This window comes from Actinomyces sp. ZJ308 (assembly GCF_011752065.1).
Classification (GTDB): Bacteria; Actinomycetota; Actinomycetes; order Actinomycetales; family Actinomycetaceae; genus Actinomyces.
Genome location: NZ_JAAIJY010000035.1, coordinates 12,623 through 32,670, shown reverse-complemented (window position 1 = coordinate 32,670; position 20,048 = coordinate 12,623). Strand labels below are relative to the sequence as shown.

Sequence of the window (20,048 nt, the reverse complement as noted above, 5' to 3'; positions counted from 1 at the left end):
CACCTACACCAGCCAGACCCAGCGCGAGGCCGCCTACCAGACCTGGCTCCACCACTACAATCACCACCGACCCCACACCGCCCTGAACGGCCAAACCCCCGCCAGCCGCGTTCACAACCTCACAGGGAAGTACATCTAGTGCAGGGACGGCGGCCGCGAGGACGGTCGGGAGGATCGACGGCGATGAGAAGCCGATCAGGCGGATCCGGATGGAGCCGGACAGGGTCTCAGTCGCGGGTGCTCTCCTGTCGGGCACCCCGGTAGAGGTACCACAGGGTGCCGATGAACAGCACCACGCCAACCCAGGGAGCGACGCCGGCGAAGCCCTCGGGCATGATGGCCAGCGGGTCCTCCTTGCCGCCGAAGGCCACGACGATGCCGGCGTAGATGACACCGGCCAGGCTCTCACCGACGATGAGGCCGGTGGCCATGAGCGTGCCCATGCGCTTGGCCCGCTCGGGGTTGGCGGTGCGCTGGGCCCAGCGGTCGTAGAAGTGACCGAGGGCCGCACCGATCGGGATCATGACAGTGACAGCGGTGGGCAGGTACATGCCCATGCCGACGGCGAGCGGCGGCAGGGAGTACTTGCTGGTACGGCGCAGGATCTCGTCGATGGCGATGACGACGGCGCCGATGAGGGCGCCCAGCCCCAGCAGGCTCCAGTTGAGGTCGCCGCCGAGGACGCCCTGGACGAGGTGCTTGATGAGGTTGGCCTGGGGCGCGGCCAGGGCGTCGGGGCCGGCGTCGGGGGCGCCGGCGAAGCCGAAGGCCCCCTGCATGAGGCTGAGCACCGGCGGGATGACGATGGCGCCGAAGACGACGCCGATGACGAGGGCCACCTGCTGCTTCCAGGGGGTGGAGTCGACGAGCTGGCCGGTCTTGAGGTCCTGGAGGTTGTCGTTGGAGATGGTGGCCACGCCGAAGACGACCGCGGTGACGAACAGGGTGTAGGCCACCAGGGTGCGCACGTCGTCAGGCGAGGAGGACGTGGCGATGGTGCGCACGAGCGCCGCCGCGGAGACGGCCACGAGGATGCCCACCCCGGAGATCGGCGAGTTGGAGGAGCCGATGAGGCCCGCCATGTAGCCGCACACCGAGGCCACGACCAGGCCGGTCAGCAGGATGAACAGGATGGAGGCGATGATGAGCCCCGCCGTGTGGTGGGCCATGGAGGTCCCGTGCAGGAACAGCCACAGGAGCACGCCGATGGGCAGCATGGAGCCCACGGTGACGCCGATGACCGTCTTCATCGACAGGTCGCGCTCGGTCAGCGGGATCTCCTGGCCGGCGTCGCGCCTGGCGCTGGAGGCCAGGGACTCGCGGATGCCGGAGACGATGGGGCCGAGGATCTTCAGGAAGGTCCAGATGGCGGCGATGGCGATGGTGCCGGCACCCACGATGCGCACCTCGCTGGCGAAGGTGGTGCTCACGAAGTCCGCGAGGTCGGGGGCGGAGGCGGCGCCGCCCCAGGTGCGCACCGGCAGCAGCACGCCGTAGGAGATGAGCAGTCCGACGATCATGGCGATGCCGACGCCGATGCCGACCAGGTGGCCCACGCCGGCCAGGGCCAGGGACAGGGAGGTGCCCATCATGGTGGCGCCGGAGCCGACCCGGAAGACCCCGGAGATCTCGACGCTGATGGCCTTGAGGGCGTTGAGGAAGTAGAGAGCGGCCGAGGCGATGGAGCCACGCACGATGATGCCCAGTCCGCGGCTGGACTCCTCGGCGCCCTCGCTGGTGTCGCCCACGCGGAGCACCTCGGCGCCGGCCACGCCCTCGGGATAGGGCAGGTCGGAGTTGGTCACGAGCGCGCGCCGCAGCGGGATCGAGTAGGTGACGCCGAGGATGCCGCCCAGGATGATGACCAGGACCGTCTGGAGGTAGGGGAAGCCGGTCCACCAGCCCACGATGATGAGCCCGGGCAGGACGAAGATGATGGCGGACAGTGTCCCGGCCGCCGAGGCGATCGTCTGGACGATGTTGTTCTCCTGGATCGTGTGATCGGAGAAACGGCGCAGGATCGCCATGGAGATGACCGCGGCCGGGATGGAGGTGGCGAAGGTGAGCCCCACCTTGAGGCCGAGGTAGACGTTCGCGGCGGTGAAGACGAGCGTGATGACGCCGCCGATGACGATGCCGCGGATCGTCAGCTCCTTGACCGGGCTGGAACCGGTGCTGGACGGTTCGGCCGGCGCGGAGCCGGTTGTGGAGGTTGTGGACATGGTGAGATCTCTCGATGTCGGGATGATTCCGGGGGGAGAGTAGCACCACTATCGAAATCGACCGGAAGCGGTCCGTTCCGTGCAGGTCAGATCAGGCCTGGCATTCAGCCGAACGAGGGCTCGCACTGCCGGATCTTTGTCCCAGGACTCACCTGAGCTCGAGAACAACAAAAACTTCATAGATGACGCGGAGCCGTGTCTTCTATGAAGTTTTTGTCGAGATCGGTGAGACCGAGGCGCCTGCCGCAGGCGGGTCGGAGGCGGGGCTACGCCGGCTCACTGTCCTTGAGTCCGGCCAGGTAGGAGGCGGCCATGTCCTCGTGGGCGTGGCCGGCGGCCGCGACGCGGTCGAGCCGGGCGGAGAAGGCCTCCATGCCGTCGAGGCGCAGGTCCGCATCGCGGGCGAGGTCGAGGATGAGATGGGCGTCCTTACCGGAGGTGTCGACGGCGAAGTTGGCCGGGCTCAGGGCGCTGCGCTCGACGAGGTCGGCCTTGATGCGCAGGAAGGGCAGATCCAGGGGGCCGCCGTCGAGCACCTCGAAGAACTGGGCCGGGGGCACGCCGATCGCCTGGGCCAGGGTGACGATCTCGCCGGCGGCGTTGGACACGGCGATGACCCAGGAGTTGACGACCAGCTTGAGGCGGGTGGAGGTGGCGGCGCCGCCGTCGTCGCCGGTCCACACGGTGCGCGACCCGACGGCGTCCAGGACCGGGGTGACGAGGTCGCGTCCCGTGGCGGGGCCGGCGGTCATGATGACGAGGGTGCCGGACTCGGCGGGCTGGCGGGTGCCGGAGACGGGCGAGTCGTAGAAGAGGACCCCGGCGGACTCGGCGATGGCGGCCAGGGCGGTGACGTCGTCGGGGCCGACCGTGGTCATCTGCAGCCAGGCGGCGCCGGGCCGCATGGCGGGGGCGGTCTCACGCATGACCTCGGCGACGGCGGCGCCGTCGAAGAGCATGGTGATGACGACGTCGGCGCCGTCCACCGCGGCGGCGGCGGTGGGGGCGACCTCGATGCCGTCCTCGGCCAGGGGCTCGGCACGCGAGATCGTGCGGTTCCAGGCGCGCACGGCGTGGCCGGCGCCCGCGATGTTGCGGGCCATCGCCGAGCCCATGATTCCCGTGCCGAGTACGGCCACCGTCAGCTGAGACATGCTTCTCCCTTTGATCGTCTCTGATCGTCCTGTCCTGACCCACGGGTCAATCGGAGGCCGGCCCGGGTGCGCGTCGGCACGCAGGGGTGGGCCCGCCGCCGTCCTTACCGACGACGATAGGCGCTCGCCTCACTCGGACGCCAGGGCGCCGGCGATCCCGTAAACGGCGATGGCCAGGAGGAACGCTGCGGCGGTGACGGCGCCCGGGCCCCAGAAGCCGGGGACTCGGGAGAGAAGCCCGCCGCCGATCGCGCCGGCGATGGTGGCGCCCAGGTACATCGCGGTGTTGGACAGTGAGGAGACGGTTCCGCGCGCCTGGCCGGCGTGCGCCTGAAGCTGCCCCATGAGGATGGGCAGGAGGAAGCCGGCCACGACCAGGGCGGCGGTGAAGGCGGCGACGGCGCCCCACATGGTGGGCACGATGACGGGCATCGTGGCCGCCAAGAGGTAGAAGGCGCCCTGGGTGATGATGCCCGCCCACAGCGACCGTCTCTCGCCTATCCTCGCAACGAGCCGCGGGCCGAGCAACGACCCCAGCGCCGTTCCCAGTCCGATCACCATCATGGCCTTTCCGATGGCGGTCTGCGAGGCGCCGAAGTCCTTGGCCAGCCAGGAGCCGATGAAGGAGAAGGAGACGTAGTTGCCCGCCTGGAAGACGAGGTAGGCCAGCAGGGACCAGGACAGTACCCGCGAGCCGAAGACCCTGCGGTAGGAGCCGACGACGTCGGGCGGGTCCCCCGCCGGCCTCACGTGGGGGAAGGCGGCGCAGAGGAGTCCCCACAGGATGACACCGGCCGCCGCGACGATGAAGAACGGCAGCTGCCATCCTCTGACCGACAGGTAGGAGCCGATCGGCACGCCGGCGACCTGGGCAACCGCCAGCCCCGCGGTCGCGTAACCCATCACCCTGATGATCGAGGGCCGAGGCACCGTCATCGGGATGGAGGCCCAGATCTGGGAGCTGACGAAGGCCGCGCTCACTCCGGCCAAGAACCGGGCGGCGACCATGCTCCAGAAGCTCCAGGCCAGGCCGCACGCGCAGGTCAGGACGGCGAAGGCCGCCAGGCCCGAGAGGATGACCCGACGTCGGTCGTGGCGGTCCGAGACGGGACCGGCCACGAGGGCGAACAGCGCGTACCCCAGGGCGTAGGCGGAGACCAACCAGCCCGTTCGGGACAGCGGAACGTCGAGCTCGCGCTGAAGCAGGGGCAGCAGCGGAGCGACGAGGAAGGTGTCGGTCCCGATGACGAACATGGTGAAGAAGGACAACCAGCCCATGGTGGAGACGCGGGTGCCTGCCGGGGGCGGCGCCTCACCGCCCTCGGGCGCACGCGGCGCTTCACCGGGTGTCTCAGCCGTCTCTCTCGTCCCTGTCATCTCCAACCTCCTTAGTTCGATGTTTGACGTACTAAGAATCGTAGGAGATGCTGGCCGTGTCAAGTCCGGTCACAGGCGCCGGGACAGCAGTGACAAGGCAAGCGGCAAGGCGGACGGGAGCGCAGTGAAGGACAGGGAACTCTTCCACCCCGAGGCGGGCGAGATCTCCCTGGACGTCGTCCTGGGGGCGCTATCGGACCCCATCCGCCGCGACGTCCTGCGGCGGATCGCGGCCGACGGCCCCCTGTACTGCGGGGACCTGAGCTACGACGTCGTCAAGTCCACGATGTCTCATCACTTCCGGGTGCTGCGCGAGTCCGGGCTCATGCACACCGAGAGAGAGGGCAAGCACCGGCGCATCACCCGGCGCGACGGAGTCATTGAGCAGCGCTTCCCGGGACTGCTGGCCGCCGTCGGCCTTCCCGCGGGCAAGGGCCAGTGGCCGGACTGAGCCGCCCGGGCGAGTAGCCTGACGACGTCAGGACGAACCGCGGCAACCTGCGAGACGAGAGATGGCCAGACCCCGTAAGCCGATCAACCCGACCCGACGGCGCCGGCTCATGCAAGCGGCTCGTAGGGCTTTTGCTCACCACGGGTACACCGGAGCCTCGCTGAGCGAGGTCCTCTCGGCAGCCGAGTTCCCCCGCAGCTCCTTCTACTACTTCTTCTCGGACAAGACCGCCCTGTTCGACGCGGCCTTCGCCGACGGACTGACCCTGCTCGCCGAGCAGGTACATCCGCCCAATCCCGAGACACTGACCGCCAAGTCCTTCTGGCCCGAAATCCTCACCCTCTTCGACGAGCTGGCGGCGGCCGGCCACGATGAGGACCTGGCGACGATCGCGACGCTCTTTCACATGCAGGACGCCCCGCCATGCGCCTCACGAGCAGGATTCGAGAGATCCGCCCGAGCATGGTGCACACAGGTCGTCCACAAGGGTCGCGATCTGGGAGTGCTCGACGACGACCTCCCCGAGGATCTGCACGTTGAGCTCGTATGGAGCGTCGCCGCCACACTCGACAGATGGCTGGCCTCGCACTCCGGCGAAGGAGCGGATGCGCGCGAGCTGACGCACATCCTTCTGACGCGCCTGTTCGGGGCGCCGTAGCACCCGGACGGCACCGTCCAGGCGACCGCCGCAGAACCCAACCCGCTCCTCATTTATAGACAACATTGTCCATAAATGCCTATCATGTTTCATCCCCACTGTTCAGGGTGACATCGAGGTCCAGGAGGAGTGCGAGATGGGGAGTGCTCTTGTCGCCGGGGCGACCGGATACCTCGGCCGGTACATCGTCTCGGAGCTTCACGACCGCGGACACTCGGTACGGGCCGCGGTGCGGGATCGGGCGCGCGCCCGCCGGGAAGGGCCGTGGGACTCGCCATCTCTGGATGGCCTGGTGGACGAGTGGGTCGTCGGGGACGTCACCGACCCCGCATTCACCCGGGATCTCGCGGCCGACGTCGAGCACGCCGTCTCCGCCCTGGGGGTGACGCACCAGAAGGCCGATCCGTGGAGGATCGACAACCTCGCGAACCTGGCCATCCTGAAATCAGCACTGCGCCACGAGGCGAGCTCCTTCACCTATATCAACGTCCTGGGCGGGGAGCACTGCCCCGCCCAGCTGACGCGGGCGAAGTCCGCCTTCGTGCAGACACTGACGGATGCGGCAATCAGCTCTCAGGTCATCAACCCGTCGGCCTACTTCTCCGACATGATGGAGGTGCCGGCCATGGCCAGGCGAGGAGTGGTGACGATCTTCCGCCCGGAGGTGCGGATCAACCCGATCCACGGGGCGGACCTGGCGGCCTACGTCGTCGACCGGATGGAGGAGGGACGGCCCGGCGCGTGGGACGTCGGCGGGCCGGACGTCCTCACCTGGCGCGAGCTGGCGCACCTGGCCTTCGACGCCGTCGGGAAGCGGCCGCGCATCCTCACCGTCCCGACGTGGGTGCTTCCGCCGACGCTGAGACTGATGGCGCTGTTCAGCCCCCGCCTGGCCGACACCGCCCGGTTCACGACCTGGAACATGCTGCACGACTGCGTGGCCCCGACAACGGGCACCCACCACCTGGCGGACTTCTACGCGAGATTCATGTGAGACGAAGGCCTATTCATTGGAGTGTCCGCTGCATGGTCGCTGTATTCCTCGGTCTGCGGCGAGCGCGTCAGTCCTTCAGTGTCCACAGAAATGACATTAGAAGGGTCCCGGCTCGCGAAGGGCGGGAAGATCGTTGGAATCACGCCGATCCGCCGGATCGAATTTGTGGGCTGGGGGTCCAATGTCATTCCTATGGACACCCCGGCGCTGGCTCATGCCCTGAATACCGCTCTTGACGGAATTGCCCTGCAAGCCAGGGGTGTAACAGCAGTTCCCCCTTCCACTGCGCGAACGGCAGTAGGGTGGCCCGGGGCCTCAAGGTCCACAGGAGTCGATGAGCCAAGGAGATGTCAGTTGAGCAGCACTCGATCGGACGCAGGCCGCCAGGCACCGGTACTGGACTACCGGGACAACCCCTTCGGCCTGGTCTACGAGGACGCGATCACCGCGAACGAGCCGGGTCGGGTCGCCATCCACCCGGTCACCTACACGTTGCGCGGGCTGGAGATCGCCGCGAACGTGTACACCCCTGCCGGATACGACCCTGCCGGCAGCTACCCGGCGATCACGGTGGCGCACCCCAACGGCGGCACCAAGGAGCAGGTCGCCGGCCGCTACGCGCAGCGCCTGGCCGAGCAGGGCTACATCACGATCACCGCGGACGCCGCCTACCAGGGCAGTAGCGGGGGCGAGCCGCGCAACACGGACAAGCCCTTCTACCGCACCGACGACATCCACGGCATGGCCGACTTCATCGCCACCTTCCCCGGCGTCGACGCCGAGCGGCTGAGCGCCCTGGGCATCTGCGGCGGAGGCGGATACACCATCAACGCCGTCAAGTCGGACAAGCGCTTCCGCTCCGTGGCCACGGTGAGCATGTTCAACTCCGGCCTGGTGCGCCGCAACGGGCTGCAGGACTCGCAGCTGGACACCGTCCAGGAGCGGCTCCGCCAGGCCTCCCAGGCACGCGCCCAGGAGGCCGCCGGCGGGGAGATCACCTACCTCGGGGACGCGGTTCTCACCGACGAGCAGATCGCCGCCCTGCCCTTCCCCCTCTACCGTCAGGGCTTCGAGTACTACGGCAAGACGCACGTGTGCCCCAGCGCCAACCCCCGCTACACGGCGAGCAGCCTGCTGGACCTGATGACGTGGGACGCCACGGATCAGATCGACCTCATCGACGTGCCGCTGCTGATGATCGCGGGAAGCGTCGCCGACACCCGCTACATGAGCGAGGACGCGATCGCGAAGGCGACCGGGACCGAGGACAAGGAGCTGTTCCTCATCGAGGGCGCCCAGCACATCGAGACCTACTGGGTCGACGAGTACGTGAACGCCGCCGTCGGCAAGCTGGTCGAGTTCTACGGCCGGACCGTCTGACCGCGAGGTTATCAGCGGTTCTCAGCGGACTCGTCTCGACGACGAGGCATCGATCGGAGCCGGACTCACCGACCGACCAGGGCCCTGAGCCTCTGCTCGGTCGGTGAGTCCGGCTCCGCAGTCAGGGCGAACAGGAACCAGTCCGGGTTGGCCGGAAAGTCCATCGCCTCGTAGGTCAGCTCCAGGTCGCCGACCACCGGGTGGTGCATCCGCTTGATGCCGGTGCGGTGGTGGCGCACATTGTGCTCGACCCACCGGCGTCGGAACGCCTCACTGCGCGCGACCAGCTCGTCGATCAAGTCGCTCAGCCTCTTATCCTGCGGGTTCTGGCCGAGGTAGGTGCGCATCGTGGCCACGACGCCGTCGGCACTGTCCTCCCAGTCCGGGAAGAACTCCCGTGAGGCGGGGTTGAGGAAGGTGAACCGGGCCGTGTTGCCCCGGCTGACGGGATCGTCCAGCATGGACGCGAACAGCGCGCGCCCCATGGGGTTGGCCGTGACGAAGTCCAGGCGCCGGTCCCGCACCCACATGGGTGTCTCCGTCACCGAGTCGAGGAACCGTTGCAGGCTGGGCCTGACCGTCCGCTCCTGAGGCTGGCGCCACCGCGGCAGCGGCCCGGCGGTACGGGCGAGGTCGTGGAGATGGTCCGTCTCGGCCTCATCGAGCCTCAGGGCGCGGGCGAGGGCATCGAGCACCTCCAGGGACACGCCGTCGAGGTCACCCCTCTCCATCCGGGAGTAGTACTCGACGCTGATGCCCGCGAGCATGGCGACCTCCTCGCGGCGCAGTCCGGGAACCCGACGGCGCCCACCGCCGGCCAGCCCCACCTGCCCCGGGGCGATGCGGTCCCTACGCGTGCGCAGGAACTCGGCGGCCTCCATCTCCATCCGATAGCTCATCGCAACACAGTAGCCCCACGACCACGACCTTCTGAGGAACCGGCAGTACACCGATACGATCATCCGCCGACGACGCGGGGCACCCGGCCCGACGCGGCCAAGCGATCGGATGTCGCCAGGCAGGCCCTTCCGGGACACGCGGCCGACTGCCGGCTCACCGAGAGGTGACCTCGACCTGCTGACGGGTGTTCCACCCCATCTTCCAGCTGGTGACCATGCCCCACACCCGCAGGGGTCGCAGGATGAGCGCCGACCAGAGCGTCGCCGCCGGAGACAGGATGAGGCTCACGCGCCTCTGAAAGCCGGTGGTGTCCGACCGCCACACGTTGAGGTACCTCGAGTTCTGGGCCAGCCCGATCATGAGGGGCACCAGCGCCACCGCGAGAGGAACGCCGTTGCCGGTGGCGAGCGGACGCCAGAGCACCAGGTAGACGAACACCGAGGACACCGCCCAGATCTGCATCCAGCCGGTGGCCTGCCTCCACCACCCCCATGAGAGGAGCGGCAGGAAGCGGATGCGCCAGAGTCCGCGGATGAAGGAGCCGCGGAACCAGCGCTCCTGCTGGCGGTAGTGGTGGCTCCACCGGTCGGGCATCCACGCGAAGGCGAAGGCCGAGGGCTGCTGGACGGTCCTGCCGTGGAGCAGGGCGAAGAGCGTCAGCATGGAGTCGTCGGAGAACTCCACGTGCCGCCCCAGGTACCTCTCGTTCATGTAGACGTCGATGTTCTCAGCCAGGATGCTGCACCGGTAGGCGGCCAGACCACCGGAGTTGACCATCACCGACCCGAGCTGAGACATGAAGGCGCGGTCGACGAGCTGCTGCCCCACGAAGATCACGTCGGTCACCCGTGCCAGGAGGTTCTCCCGGTTGTTGATCGCCAGGATGACGCCGGCAACCGACATGACCCGGGGGTCACTGAAGGGCTGGACGATCTCGCGCAGGGCCTCGGCGTCGAGCATGGAGTCGGAGTCGACGGTCACGAACAGGTCGGCGTCGCGGATCTTCCTGAAGCCATGGACCTGAGCGTGACGCTTGCCCTCGTTGGCAGTCCGTTGCCAGGTGGCGTAGATGCCGCTGACCGCGGCCTGCTCGATGAACCAGTCCCGCTGCTCCAGGTAGGAGCCCTGGGTGGAGCCGTCGTCGACGACGTGGATCTCGGCCGGCGGGAAGCTCTGGTTCAGCAGGGCGGAGAGCATCCGCACCACGACGTCGGGGTCCTCGTTGTAGAGCGGGATGAGCACGGCGACCCGATACGCCTCACCCCCGCCGACCACGCGCCCCTCGAAGCAGGCCAGCACCAGCTGGACGGCGACGAGGAGGAAGAGGAGGTCGAAGGTCCACACGGCCCACGGGTCCAGGACGTGGTGCCGGCTGACCAGCACTCGCCAGGACAGCCAGCCGGCCAGGCCCACAGTGACCATGATGGCGGGCGAGGGACGACTGATCCCCATGAGCGCCCGCGGCATCCCGGTGTCGTCCGCGCAGCGCTGCGCCTCGGCCCGCGTCGCCACAGGCGTTCGCACAGTGACCACCCGACGGCCTCCCGCGCTGCGGACCCGCACTGCTTTAAGGTCCATCCCGCGCTTGAACAGCGTCTTGACCGCGAGGCAGGCCAGAAGGATGAGAAGGCAGCCGAGCATGACGAAGAATCCGAATGACCAGGGCATGCGCCAGTCCTTCCGTGTCGAAGGGATTGATGGCCGCAGCGGCTACCGAGAGCCGACAGCGGCGTAGGCGAAGCCCGCCCTCCGCCACGCCTCGGGGTCCAAGGCGTTACGTCCGTCGACGACGTTGCGCCTGTCGACGAGGGCAGCCGCCCAGGAGGGGTCGCACCGGGTGTACTGGTCCCACTCGGTCGCCAGGAGGACCAGGTCAGCCGCGGTCAGCGCCTCCTCAAGATCGGCCGCGACGTCGTAGGGCAGATCGTCGTCATGGGCGAGGATCGGTGCGGCAGCGGGGTCGGTCACAACCACCCGGGCGCCCTCGTCAGCCAGCTCGGCGGCGATGGCCAGGCCGGGCGAGCACCGCATGTCATCGCTGTTGGGTTTGAAGGTCGTGCCGAGCACCGCCACGCGCGCCCGGTTCACCGAACCGCCGAGCATGCTCCTGGCCTTGTCCAGGGTCTGGTGGCGGGCGTCCTCGTTGATCTGGTCCACCTCGGCGAGGAAGTTCAGCGCCTCGCCGACGCCGAGCTCATCGGCCCGGGCCCGGAAGGCGCGGATGTCCTTGGGCAGGCAGCCGCCGCCGAAGCCGATCCCCGCCCGCAGGAAACGACCGCCGATCCGAGCGTCCATCCCGATGCTCCGGGCCAGCGCGGTGACGTCCCCACCGGCGGCGTCGCACACGCTGGCCATGGCGTTGATGAAGGAGATCTTCGTGGCCAGGAAGGCGTTGGCACTGATCTTGACCAGCTCGGCGGTGGCGTAGTCCATGACGAGTCGGGGCGTTCCCGACTCGATGATGGGAGCGTAGAGCTCGTCCAGCACGGCCGTGGCGCGCTCGGCGCCGGCCGGCTCCTCCGGCAGACCGTAGACCATGCGGTCGGGGTTCAAGGTGTCCTCGACGGCGAACCCCTCACGCAGGAACTCGGGGTTCCAGACCAGGAGGGCTCCTGAGGCGGCGATGGTCGGGGCCAGACGGGCGGCCGTGCCCACGGGGACGGTCGACTTGCCCACGACGACCTCGTCGCCGTCGAGGCACGCCCCCAGGTACGGCCTCATCGCCTCAACGGCGGCGTCAACGTAGGTCAGGTCCGCGGCCCCATCGGGGCCCTGCGGCGTACCGACGGCGATGAAGTGGGCCTGCGCCCCGGAGATCGCCGAGAAGTCGGTCGTGAACATCAGTCCGCCTGCCTCGATCCGTCGTCGCAGGATCTCGGTGAATCCCGGCTCATGGAAGGGGGCCCGCCCTTGGGCGAGGGCGTCGACCTTGTCCTGGTCGACGTCGACACCGACGACGCGGTGACCCAGCTCGGCCATGGCACAGGCGTGGACGGCTCCAAGGTAGCCGCAACCGATGACAGTGATGTTCATGCAGTCAATCCATCCGTATCAGGCGATTCGGGAAGGTCGGAAGGGAGGACTGGGGATGGGTGCCCGGGGCGGCGCGCGACGTCGGCCTCAGTCCGGGGCGGGGGCGGGCGCCTGACTGCGCATGACCTCCGAAACCGTCTTGACGGGCAGGCCGGACTCAGCCACGCGTTTCATGAACCGCTTGAAGCTGGCGGCCCCCACCGACTCGGGTGCGTCGTCGGGGTCCTTATCGACCCGGTGGAAGACCATGTGGGTCCAGCAACGGTGCTCCCGGCACTTGGCCAGGGTCCGTTCCACCTGTTCCTCGGTGGTGTAGGCACCGCAGTAGAAGACGCGCAGCCGGTACGGGTCCCCCGGCGCGAGGGTCTCCGGGGCGACGTCGATGGTGCGCAGCGAGTTGAAGTAGTCCTGGGACACGCGCAGGACGAGCTCGTTGTAACGGCCCATGGGCAGGGCGAAGTGGGCGGCGCCGTCGCGATACCCGTGGTCCAGGAGGAAGGCCCTGATGGTCCCGAACTCCTTGCGCACCCCCGGCTCGTCGAGCGTGGTGAGATCTGCCGAGGCGTGAGCGGCGATGTCCCAGCCATGGACCTCTCGCATCTCGGCAAGCTGGTCGTTGCTCATACGGCCCGGCAACCCGACCTTGTCGGCGATGACGTAGGAGGTTCCCGCGGGGATGCCGTAGCGCTGCATGATGCCCCGGGCCGTGTCGTAGTCGCTGTCGTAGCCGTCGTCGAAGGAGATGGAGACGATGCCGCTGTCGGCCGAGGGCAGGGTGGCCAGGTACCCGAGCCAGATCCGGCTCGGGGACGAGTCGGATTCGGGGACGACCTTCAGCCTCACCCTCGTCACCCGCTCCAGCAGTGGGCTGCCGACGACGGAGCGCGTCGCGGCGCGGTTGACAGTGACCCGGCACCAGGTCCCGGTGCGCAGCGTGCGCATGTCGGGAGCGACGTCGAGGCGCAGGCAGTCCTCGCCGTCCCCGCCGAGCTCGAGCAGGATGCTTCCGATCTGCCGGTAGTCCTCAGCGCGAAGCCACAGGTCCCACTGGCAGTCGGTCATGTCGACGCCCACCAGGGCGAGGTCGGCGCTGGTGGGTCGGTCGGGATCGTCAGTGGTGGTGATCTCCAGCGACTGGGTCCCGTGGGAGTAGGTGGAGGTGTCGGGCCGTATGGAGCCGTCGTCGGAGGAGAGGACCCAGGCGCGCGGGTCCTGCATGTCGGAGAGCACCGCCTGCGGCTGCCGTATGGGAGGGCCGGCGGCCGGCGCTGCTGGGAGGACGGGAGAGGCATGGGCCGTGAGCTGCATTGCCTCGGGTAAAAGTGTGCTCGAGGCAGCCAAGGCGAGACCGCCCATCAGAAAATTACGACGGCCCATCCGATCATGCTGCAGCACGGTGCTTCTCCAGTTAACAGTCCACTTGGTTGGTTTCTGTTCCAGGATACGCACCGGACGGCCGGCACCGATCGCGTTAGGGGCAACATCCCCATCCCGGCCGGTTGCCACAACACGCCGACGGCCATGGGAGTCCGCGCAAATCCGCGCACTTCCATCGACCAACGTCGATTTCGAGTGATTGAAATCACTGCGTCGTCACGGGAGCAGGACGACCTTGCCGGTGCTGCGGCCGGACTCGACGGCGCGGTGAACGTGCACCAGGTCGGTCAACTCGGCACTGCGCGCCGTCCGGCGGCTCCTCGCCACTTCGCCTCTCTTAACTCATCACCCCACGATGTGACGGGATCCTATCGGTGGACCCGGAACCGACTCGTACGTCTCCGGCCCGGAACGGGAAAGGGTCTGCCCCGCCGATCCTCTCGGCGGGGCAGACCCTCATGTGGTGGAGCTAGGGGGATTCGAACCCCCGACCTTCTCATTGCGAACGAGACGCGCTACCAACTGCGCCATAGCCCCAGGTGCGGGTTGATCCTAGCATCGCCGCGGGGCGTGCTGGCAAGTTCGATGGCGGTGAACCCGCCCACCGGCACCAGAACCTGCCCCGCAACAGCCTGAGGGAGTCTCCCGCTCCCCGCGGCAGGACTACTCGCCGGCCGCCCGCCGCCCCTCGAGGATGGCATCGAGGTCGATGGGGTGGAAGAGCTCCTCCTCATCATCCTCCACCGGAGCGGGAACGTAGGCACGGGCCGTCTGCGGACGCGCGGGCACCGGCGCCGAGGCACCCGGCTCGACCACCGGGTCGGAGTAGGAGCGCCGGGGCGCCCGAGCCGCCAGCGTGTAGGTCGGGGCGGGGACATGGACCGGCCGCCAGCCCTGGGGCGGGGTTGACGTCGTCGTCTCCTCCTTGGTGACCTCCTCCGCCTCGACGGGGGCACTGGCCGCGGGGGCCTGCGGGCGAGAGGCCGGTCGAGCCGGTTCGGAGGGCGCCGGAGAGACCGGAGCAGTGGCCTGCCGCGCGCGCGGGGGAGCCGCGGGGGCAGACGCCGCGGCCTCCTGGGCCTGCGCCTCCTGCTCGATGGCGCTCGCCTCGGCGAAGAGCTTGCCCCAGCCGGTCAGGCGCCGGGAGGTCGACGTCGACAGGGAGGCGACGAAGTCCTTGGTGCGCGGTGAGCTTCCCTCGTCGCCGTCGCGGGAGACGGCGTCGCGCATGTCGTGGGAGACCCTGCCGGCGTGGCGCGAGGGCACGTACACCGAGGCGCGTCGGGTCGCCTCGCGCTCGGCGGCCACGGCCGCGGCGGTCTCGGCGTCGAGATCGGCATCGAGCCGAGCGAGGCGATCCGCCTCGGAGTCGGCGGTACGGGAGGGCTGAGTGCCTGTCACGGAGGCCGCCGCGGTGGTCTCAGCGGCCGGCGCAGCGGCCGGAGCCGCTGGGACAGCCGCCTCGGTGGCGGTCTCGGTGGCGGCGTCGGCGGACGTCGTACCTGCGGCCTCCTGGGCCGATGTCGCCGAGCCGGCCGAGGCCCGCTGGGCGCTCTCCCTGGAGAGTCGCTCCATGAAGGGATCCTGCGCCGCACTCGCCTCACTGGCGGGCGCGGCGGGCGAGGCGGCACTGACGCCGAAGGCGCTGCCGGCACTGCCGGAAGCACTGGAGGCGCTGCGCGCGCCGTCGACGACGGAGCGGGGCGCGGCCACGACGGAGGCCGACGAGCGTCGGCCGGTCAGGGTCACCAGGGTGTGCTCGAGCTCGGCGATGCGGCGGCGCTCACGGCGGTCCGCCGCGGCGGAGGCCAGGGCGGCCCGACGTCCGGCCACCATCGATGCCCCCAGCAGCGCAGTGGGCAGCAGGGCCGGCCACCAGGGCAGGGCCGTGACGAAGCCCAGCACCCAGGCGCCCAGCGAGACCCCGAGCAGGACACTGGCGACGACCCCGCGGTGCGAGGCGGCGACCCGGCGGCGCTCACGCCCCTGGGCGTGAACCTGACGAGCATGGTCGAGCTCGCGCTCGGTGCGCAGGGCACGCACATTCCTCACGGCGGGCCTGTTCATCACCCTCACCTCCGGTCGACGTCGAAAGAGCTCCGCATGCCCACTGCTCGCACAGGTGTCGTCGCGCTCGACGGCGGCGGCTCCCGTGGCCAGGACACGCAGCTCGGCCGAGTAGCGGTCCTGGACGTTGGAGCGCCGTGCCATCTCACGGCGCCCCACCAAATACGGAAGGAGGTACACGGAGAGAATCGTGAAGAGGGCGATGACGGCCCAGATCTCGATTCCCACACCGTAACCGTAGGCGCGCAGAGGCTTCTCCCCGCGCAGGAACACTCCGGTTTTCCTGCGAAATACCTGGGATTCAAGACGTCACACTGTCAGTAATGCACCTCTGTTATCACACCAGTCACACACGTTTCTTCCGCATCGATTCCCTCGCCTCATCCAGCCGGCCGATCGCGCCACCGCGATGCACCCGGACGCACTCGGATGCGCCCGGCCGCTCCACGAGCACCTCTGCGGGCACGGCTCCCCCACCCCGCGCGAGCCGTGAGAAATCGTCACCCTCGGGCGAGCCTCTGCTGGAAGCCGACGCCGTCGGGTCCGTGGACCTCCTCGGCGAGGGCCGCGAAGGAGACGTGATCGGCCCATGCGCCGTTGATGTGCATGTAGCCGCGGCGCAGCCCCTCCTCACGCAGTCCGAGCCCACGGCACAGCGCCAGGCTCCGCTCGTTGTCGGGGCGCACATTGATCTCCACGCGGTGCAGCCCGACCGGCCCCAGGAGGTGGTCGAGGACCATGGCCACCGACAGACGCATGATCCCGCGCCCCTGCCACGCACCTCCGATCCAGTAGCCCACCTGGGCGCTGCGCGTGGCGCCCCAGGTGATCGGGTCGACGGCGACCTGGCCGGCGAAGGCACCGTCGACCTCGACGACGAAGGGCATCGCCTCCCCCAGCCTGGCCCGGCGCTTCTGGCGGCGCACGAAGTCGGGGAAGGCGCTCAGGGTCTCTCCGCCGCCCACCGGCAGGGTGGCCTCCCAGGGGGCGAGCCGGTCATTCTCCGCCAGCCGCAGCGCCCTCCAGTCCTCCTCGTCGTCGGCTCGGAGCTCACGTACGACGACGGACGGGCGATCGGGGCCTGCCGGTGCTCCGAGGGTCGGGCCCTCCCGGGCCGGTTCGGGCACAAGGCGCACCGGCCAGGCGAAGCGCTCGGACGAGCCCGCCCCAAGAAGCAGACCGGCGACCGTCCGCCGCAGCCCCCGGCCCAGGGAGCCCCGGGCCCCGGGGCTCGGGGCCTGCCGCTCGACGCCGTCGCGGGGCTCCTGCTGCGGGGCCGAGGCGGGCATCAGGCGTCCAGCAGGAGGCAGTGGAGGGTGTCGCCGGCCACCACGGTGCTCGTGTCCTCGGGGACGACGGCGATGGCGTTGGCCTCGGACAGGCCGTGCAGGCGGACGGTGCCGGGCGGTGTCGTCGGCTCGGCGCGGTAGCCGCGGGTCGGCGAGCCGCTGACGTGCACGGGGACGAACTCGCGCTTGCCCACCGGAGAGTGCCAGCCCTCGGAGATGGTGGCGGGCAGGCTGGAGCGGTGCAGGGAGGTCCTCCCGGCGATCTGACGCAGGACCGGACGCACGAAGGTCTCGAAGGCGATCTGGGCGCTGACCGGGTCACCGGGCAGGCAGAAGATCGGGGTGCCCTCGACCGTCCCCACGCCGAGCTGGCGGCCCGGGGACATGGCGACGGCGTCGAACCGCACCGAGCCCAGGGGGGCCAGGACCTCCTTGACCGTGTCGCCCTGGCCGACGCTCAGGCCCCCGGTGGTGATGAGGACGTCGGCGCGCACGAGCTGGTCCTCGACGGTCTCGGCCAGGGCGCGCAGCTCATCGGGGACGGCGGCCACGCGGAAGGCCTGGCCGCCGGCGTCAGTGACCGCGCAGGCCAGGGCGTGACCGTTGGCGTCGAAGACGTCGCCGGCCTCGCGGGACTGTCCGGGCTCGACCAGCTCGTCACCGATGGAGACCACGACGACGCGCGGGGCGGGGTGGACGCGCACCCGGTGCAGCCCGAGGCCGGCCAGGAGCGCGACCTGGCGGGCGCTGACGCGCGACCCCCGTTTGAGGACGGTGGTTCCGGAGCTCACGTCCTCGGCGCGCCGGCGCACATTGGCTCCGGCTGCGACGGCGCGGTGGACGCTGACGCGGGACTCACCGCGGTCGGTGTCCGTCCAGGGGATGACGGCGTCGGCTCCCAGCGGCATGGGGGCGCCGGAATCGATGAGGACCGCGGCCCCGGGCACGAGGTGGCAGGGGCGCATGTCCCCGGCGCGTACCGCATCGACGACGTCGAGCACGAGCGGATTGTTCTGGGCGGCCTCGGCGACGTCCTTGGCGATGACGGCGTAGCCGTCCTGGCCGGCCAGGTCCACGGCGGGCAGATCGATTCCGGCGACGACGTCCTGGGCCAGGACGCATCCGACGGCGTCGGGGAGGACCACGTCGAGGGGCGCTGCCGCCTGGGCGATCTCCAGGCAGGCGGCCAGGTGTTCGGCCACTGTTCTCATGGCACTCAGGTTACCGTCAGGTTGTCGACACGCGCTGTGCCCCGCCGGGACGAATGGATCAGACACGAGGCGTCATCACCTGCGAAGATGGCCTTATGACGACCGGCGCGCTGGACCTTCCCGATACGAGCCGACTCGAGGTCGACGACGCCAAGGACGAGCTGCGCAAGGTACTGCGGGCGCACCGGCGCGCCCATCACCGCCACCCCTCCTTCGGGCACACGCCGGCCTGTGAGGCACTGACCGAGCACGCCCTGGAGGCGGTGGCCGGCGCGGCGAGCGTGGCGACATTCGTGTCAACGGGGGCCGAGCCCTGCACCCGCTTGCTGCTGGAGAGGCTTCATGAGGCCGGGGTCGAGGTGCTGCTCCCGGTGCTCGGACCGCACCTGGCGCGCTGCTGGGGGCGGTTCCAGGGAGCCGCGGACCTCGCGGAACGGGCGCCGAGGCGCCCCCCGGAGCCCAGCGGCCCCGCACTGCCGGCCGAAGCGGTCGGCGAGGTCGAGGTCCTTCTCATTCCGGCGCTCGCCGTGGACCACAACGGCCGGCGGCTGGGGCAGGGCGGCGGATGGTACGACCGGATGCTGCCGCTACGGGCTCCAGGAACCCACACCTTCGCGATCATCCACCCCGAGGAGCTGCTGGCGGAGTCCTTGCCCGTGGAGGAGCACGACGAGCCGGTGGACGCCGTCATCACCGCCCAGGAGTGGTTCCTGCTCGCCACTGGCTCACCGGCGCACGCCAGGTCACCGGAGTCCTGAGAGTCCGGCGCCTGGAGGGCAGCCTGGAGGACAGCACCGCCCGCGCCGGGGGCCACAGGGGCGCAGGTGCAGTCCCCGTCCACAGGGCTGACGGCGACGGCGTGCCGAGCCACGGCATTCCCTTGACCCTGGTGGCATGAGACTTCATCACCGCCTGTCCCGCCGTCACGACTCCCGTCGGGGAACCCACCGCTCATCCTCACGATCGCCCCACTCAGACGAGCCCTCCGCCCAGACCTCCTACCGCGGAGGACGACCAGCCGCACCGCGCCCCTCTCTCCTGCTGTGGCGGCATCGTCACCTGGTGGTGGCACTCTGCCTGGGAACAGCGGTCCTGGTGGCCCTCAGCGTGCTGCGTCCCGGTCCCGAACGGGGCCAGCAGGTACTCGTCGCGGCCCACCGGATCAGTGCCGGGGCACTCATCACAGAGCAGGACGTCTCAACGAGCAGGCTTCCAGCGTCGGCCCTCCCCCAGGCGGGACTGATCTCCCAGGAGCAGGTCGCGGGAACCCGGGCGGCCATCGCCCTGGAGCCGGGAACCGTGCTGACCGCCTCGATGACCAGCGGAAACATGGCCCAGCAGCTGGGACCTGACGAGCGACTGGTCCAGGTGCCGGTCGACGTCGGAGCCGAGCTCGCCCGCCCCGGGGCCCGGGTCGACATCATCGGCCAGGCGTCGGAGGAATGGTCACCGCAAGCAGCGCCACCGGAGGCACCCCAGGCACAGGACGGCGCAACGGCACACGAATCCGACGGGCGGAGTGCGGATCCCCCAGCCCGCACCGGTGCGGAAAACAGCTCGACAAATGAACCCTCTTCCGCCCCCGGGATACCTTCTTCATCACCCAACCAGGAATCACCAGGATTTCAGAAGTCTTCTCAAAGTCTTTCTCAAGGAATGCCTGTTGGGGCATTTGGAACCCGCAGCACAGTGCTCTGCTCCGAGGCGCGAGTCATCATGACTCAACAGGCCGGAGAGGAGAGTCGATGGACAGGCAACAAGAAAGTAACGCTTATCACACTGGCTATTCCTGCAGGTAGCGCTATTCTGGTAGTTGGCGCGGCTACGAATAGCACGCTCGGCATTGCGCTGAGCCCGTAATGCCGCTGCGGCGTCTTACACGGATGATAAGGCGCTATCACTTTCAGTCCCCCGATGGCGCACCCAATGGCAGAC

General features: G+C 69.4%; 17 protein-coding genes and 1 tRNA gene. 7 read left to right on the top strand and 11 right to left on the bottom strand.

Annotated features, from left to right (window positions below; all coding sequences use genetic code 11):
* Window positions 1-139, top strand: a 139-nt coding sequence (locus HCR68_RS12395; protein WP_167148293.1) for an integrase core domain-containing protein, incomplete at its 5' end; no start/stop codon positions are given.
* Between the two features lie 88 nt (window positions 140-227).
* On the opposite strand, the gene HCR68_RS12390 is transcribed toward HCR68_RS12395, so the two are convergent.
* The 3 genes from HCR68_RS12390 to HCR68_RS12380 all read right to left on the bottom strand — a co-directional run bounded on the left by HCR68_RS12390 (window position 228) and on the right by HCR68_RS12380 (window position 4,753).
* A complete protein-coding gene (locus tag HCR68_RS12390; RefSeq protein ID WP_167149922.1) occupies window positions 228-2,222 on the bottom strand; it encodes an oligopeptide transporter, OPT family in 1,995 nt (664 codons plus the stop codon).
* Window positions 2,223-2,488: 266 nt separating this feature from the next.
* On the bottom strand, window positions 2,489-3,427 hold the full coding sequence (locus tag HCR68_RS12385; RefSeq protein ID WP_279586998.1) for an NAD(P)-dependent oxidoreductase: 939 nt from the start codon (window positions 3,425-3,427) through the stop codon (window positions 2,489-2,491).
* Between the two features lie 78 nt (window positions 3,428-3,505).
* Window positions 3,506-4,753: an MFS transporter gene (locus tag HCR68_RS12380; protein ID WP_167149918.1), complete on the bottom strand. Its 1,248-nt coding sequence runs from the start codon at window positions 4,751-4,753 to the stop codon at window positions 3,506-3,508.
* Between the two features lie 124 nt (window positions 4,754-4,877).
* Here HCR68_RS12380 and HCR68_RS12375 point away from each other — a divergent pair, with 124 nt between their 5' ends.
* The 4 genes from HCR68_RS12375 to HCR68_RS12360 all read left to right on the top strand — a co-directional run bounded on the left by HCR68_RS12375 (window position 4,878) and on the right by HCR68_RS12360 (window position 8,236).
* Window positions 4,878-5,204, top strand: a complete 327-nt coding sequence (locus tag HCR68_RS12375; protein ID WP_167149916.1) for a helix-turn-helix domain-containing protein — start codon at window positions 4,878-4,880, stop codon at window positions 5,202-5,204.
* A gap of 61 nt (window positions 5,205-5,265) precedes the next feature.
* Complete coding sequence (locus HCR68_RS12370; RefSeq protein WP_167149914.1) at window positions 5,266-5,862, top strand: TetR/AcrR family transcriptional regulator; 597 nt, start codon at window positions 5,266-5,268, stop codon at window positions 5,860-5,862.
* A gap of 136 nt (window positions 5,863-5,998) precedes the next feature.
* Window positions 5,999-6,856 (top strand): NAD(P)H-binding protein, encoded by an 858-nt coding sequence (locus HCR68_RS12365; RefSeq protein WP_167149912.1) that lies wholly within the window; start codon window positions 5,999-6,001, stop codon window positions 6,854-6,856.
* A gap of 354 nt (window positions 6,857-7,210) precedes the next feature.
* The gene (locus HCR68_RS12360) at window positions 7,211-8,236 is read left to right on the top strand and encodes an alpha/beta hydrolase (protein WP_243859101.1); all 1,026 of its coding nucleotides are present in this window, start codon (window positions 7,211-7,213) and stop codon (window positions 8,234-8,236) included.
* 65 nt (window positions 8,237-8,301) lie between these two features.
* Here HCR68_RS12360 and HCR68_RS12355 read toward each other — a convergent pair whose 3' ends face one another.
* The 8 genes from HCR68_RS12355 to glp all read right to left on the bottom strand — a co-directional run bounded on the left by HCR68_RS12355 (window position 8,302) and on the right by glp (window position 18,113).
* On the bottom strand, window positions 8,302-9,135 hold the full coding sequence (locus HCR68_RS12355) for a helix-turn-helix transcriptional regulator (RefSeq protein ID WP_167149910.1): 834 nt from the start codon (window positions 9,133-9,135) through the stop codon (window positions 8,302-8,304).
* A gap of 154 nt (window positions 9,136-9,289) precedes the next feature.
* Complete coding sequence (locus HCR68_RS12350) at window positions 9,290-10,804, bottom strand: glycosyltransferase (protein WP_208320605.1); 1,515 nt, start codon at window positions 10,802-10,804, stop codon at window positions 9,290-9,292.
* 42 nt (window positions 10,805-10,846) lie between these two features.
* Window positions 10,847-12,169 (bottom strand): UDP-glucose/GDP-mannose dehydrogenase family protein, encoded by a 1,323-nt coding sequence (locus HCR68_RS12345; protein ID WP_167149908.1) that lies wholly within the window; start codon window positions 12,167-12,169, stop codon window positions 10,847-10,849.
* An 87-nt stretch (window positions 12,170-12,256) separates the two neighbouring features.
* Window positions 12,257-13,546, bottom strand: coding sequence for a polysaccharide deacetylase family protein (locus tag HCR68_RS12340; protein ID WP_167149930.1), 1,290 nt, complete (start codon window positions 13,544-13,546; stop codon window positions 12,257-12,259).
* Window positions 13,547-14,007: 461 nt separating this feature from the next.
* Window positions 14,008-14,083 (bottom strand) — tRNA-Ala (locus HCR68_RS12335).
* A 126-nt stretch (window positions 14,084-14,209) separates the two neighbouring features.
* A complete protein-coding gene (locus tag HCR68_RS12330) occupies window positions 14,210-15,841 on the bottom strand; it encodes a hypothetical protein (RefSeq protein ID WP_243859099.1) in 1,632 nt (543 codons plus the stop codon).
* Window positions 15,842-16,113: 272 nt separating this feature from the next.
* The gene (locus tag HCR68_RS12325; RefSeq protein ID WP_167149904.1) at window positions 16,114-16,902 is read right to left on the bottom strand and encodes a GNAT family protein; all 789 of its coding nucleotides are present in this window, start codon (window positions 16,900-16,902) and stop codon (window positions 16,114-16,116) included.
* Window positions 16,902-18,113: a gephyrin-like molybdotransferase Glp gene (gene glp / locus HCR68_RS12320; RefSeq protein WP_167149902.1), complete on the bottom strand. Its 1,212-nt coding sequence runs from the start codon at window positions 18,111-18,113 to the stop codon at window positions 16,902-16,904. Before glp ends, HCR68_RS12325 begins: the two co-directional genes overlap by 1 nt.
* Before the next feature lie 95 nt (window positions 18,114-18,208).
* Here glp and HCR68_RS12315 point away from each other — a divergent pair, with 95 nt between their 5' ends.
* Together HCR68_RS12315 and HCR68_RS12310 are read left to right on the top strand one after the other, a co-directional pair.
* On the top strand, window positions 18,209-18,871 hold the full coding sequence (locus HCR68_RS12315; protein ID WP_167149900.1) for a 5-formyltetrahydrofolate cyclo-ligase: 663 nt from the start codon (window positions 18,209-18,211) through the stop codon (window positions 18,869-18,871).
* A gap of 136 nt (window positions 18,872-19,007) precedes the next feature.
* Window positions 19,008-19,973: an SAF domain-containing protein gene (locus HCR68_RS12310; RefSeq protein WP_208320604.1), complete on the top strand. Its 966-nt coding sequence runs from the start codon at window positions 19,008-19,010 to the stop codon at window positions 19,971-19,973.
* Window positions 19,974-20,048: the final 75 nt, after the last annotated feature.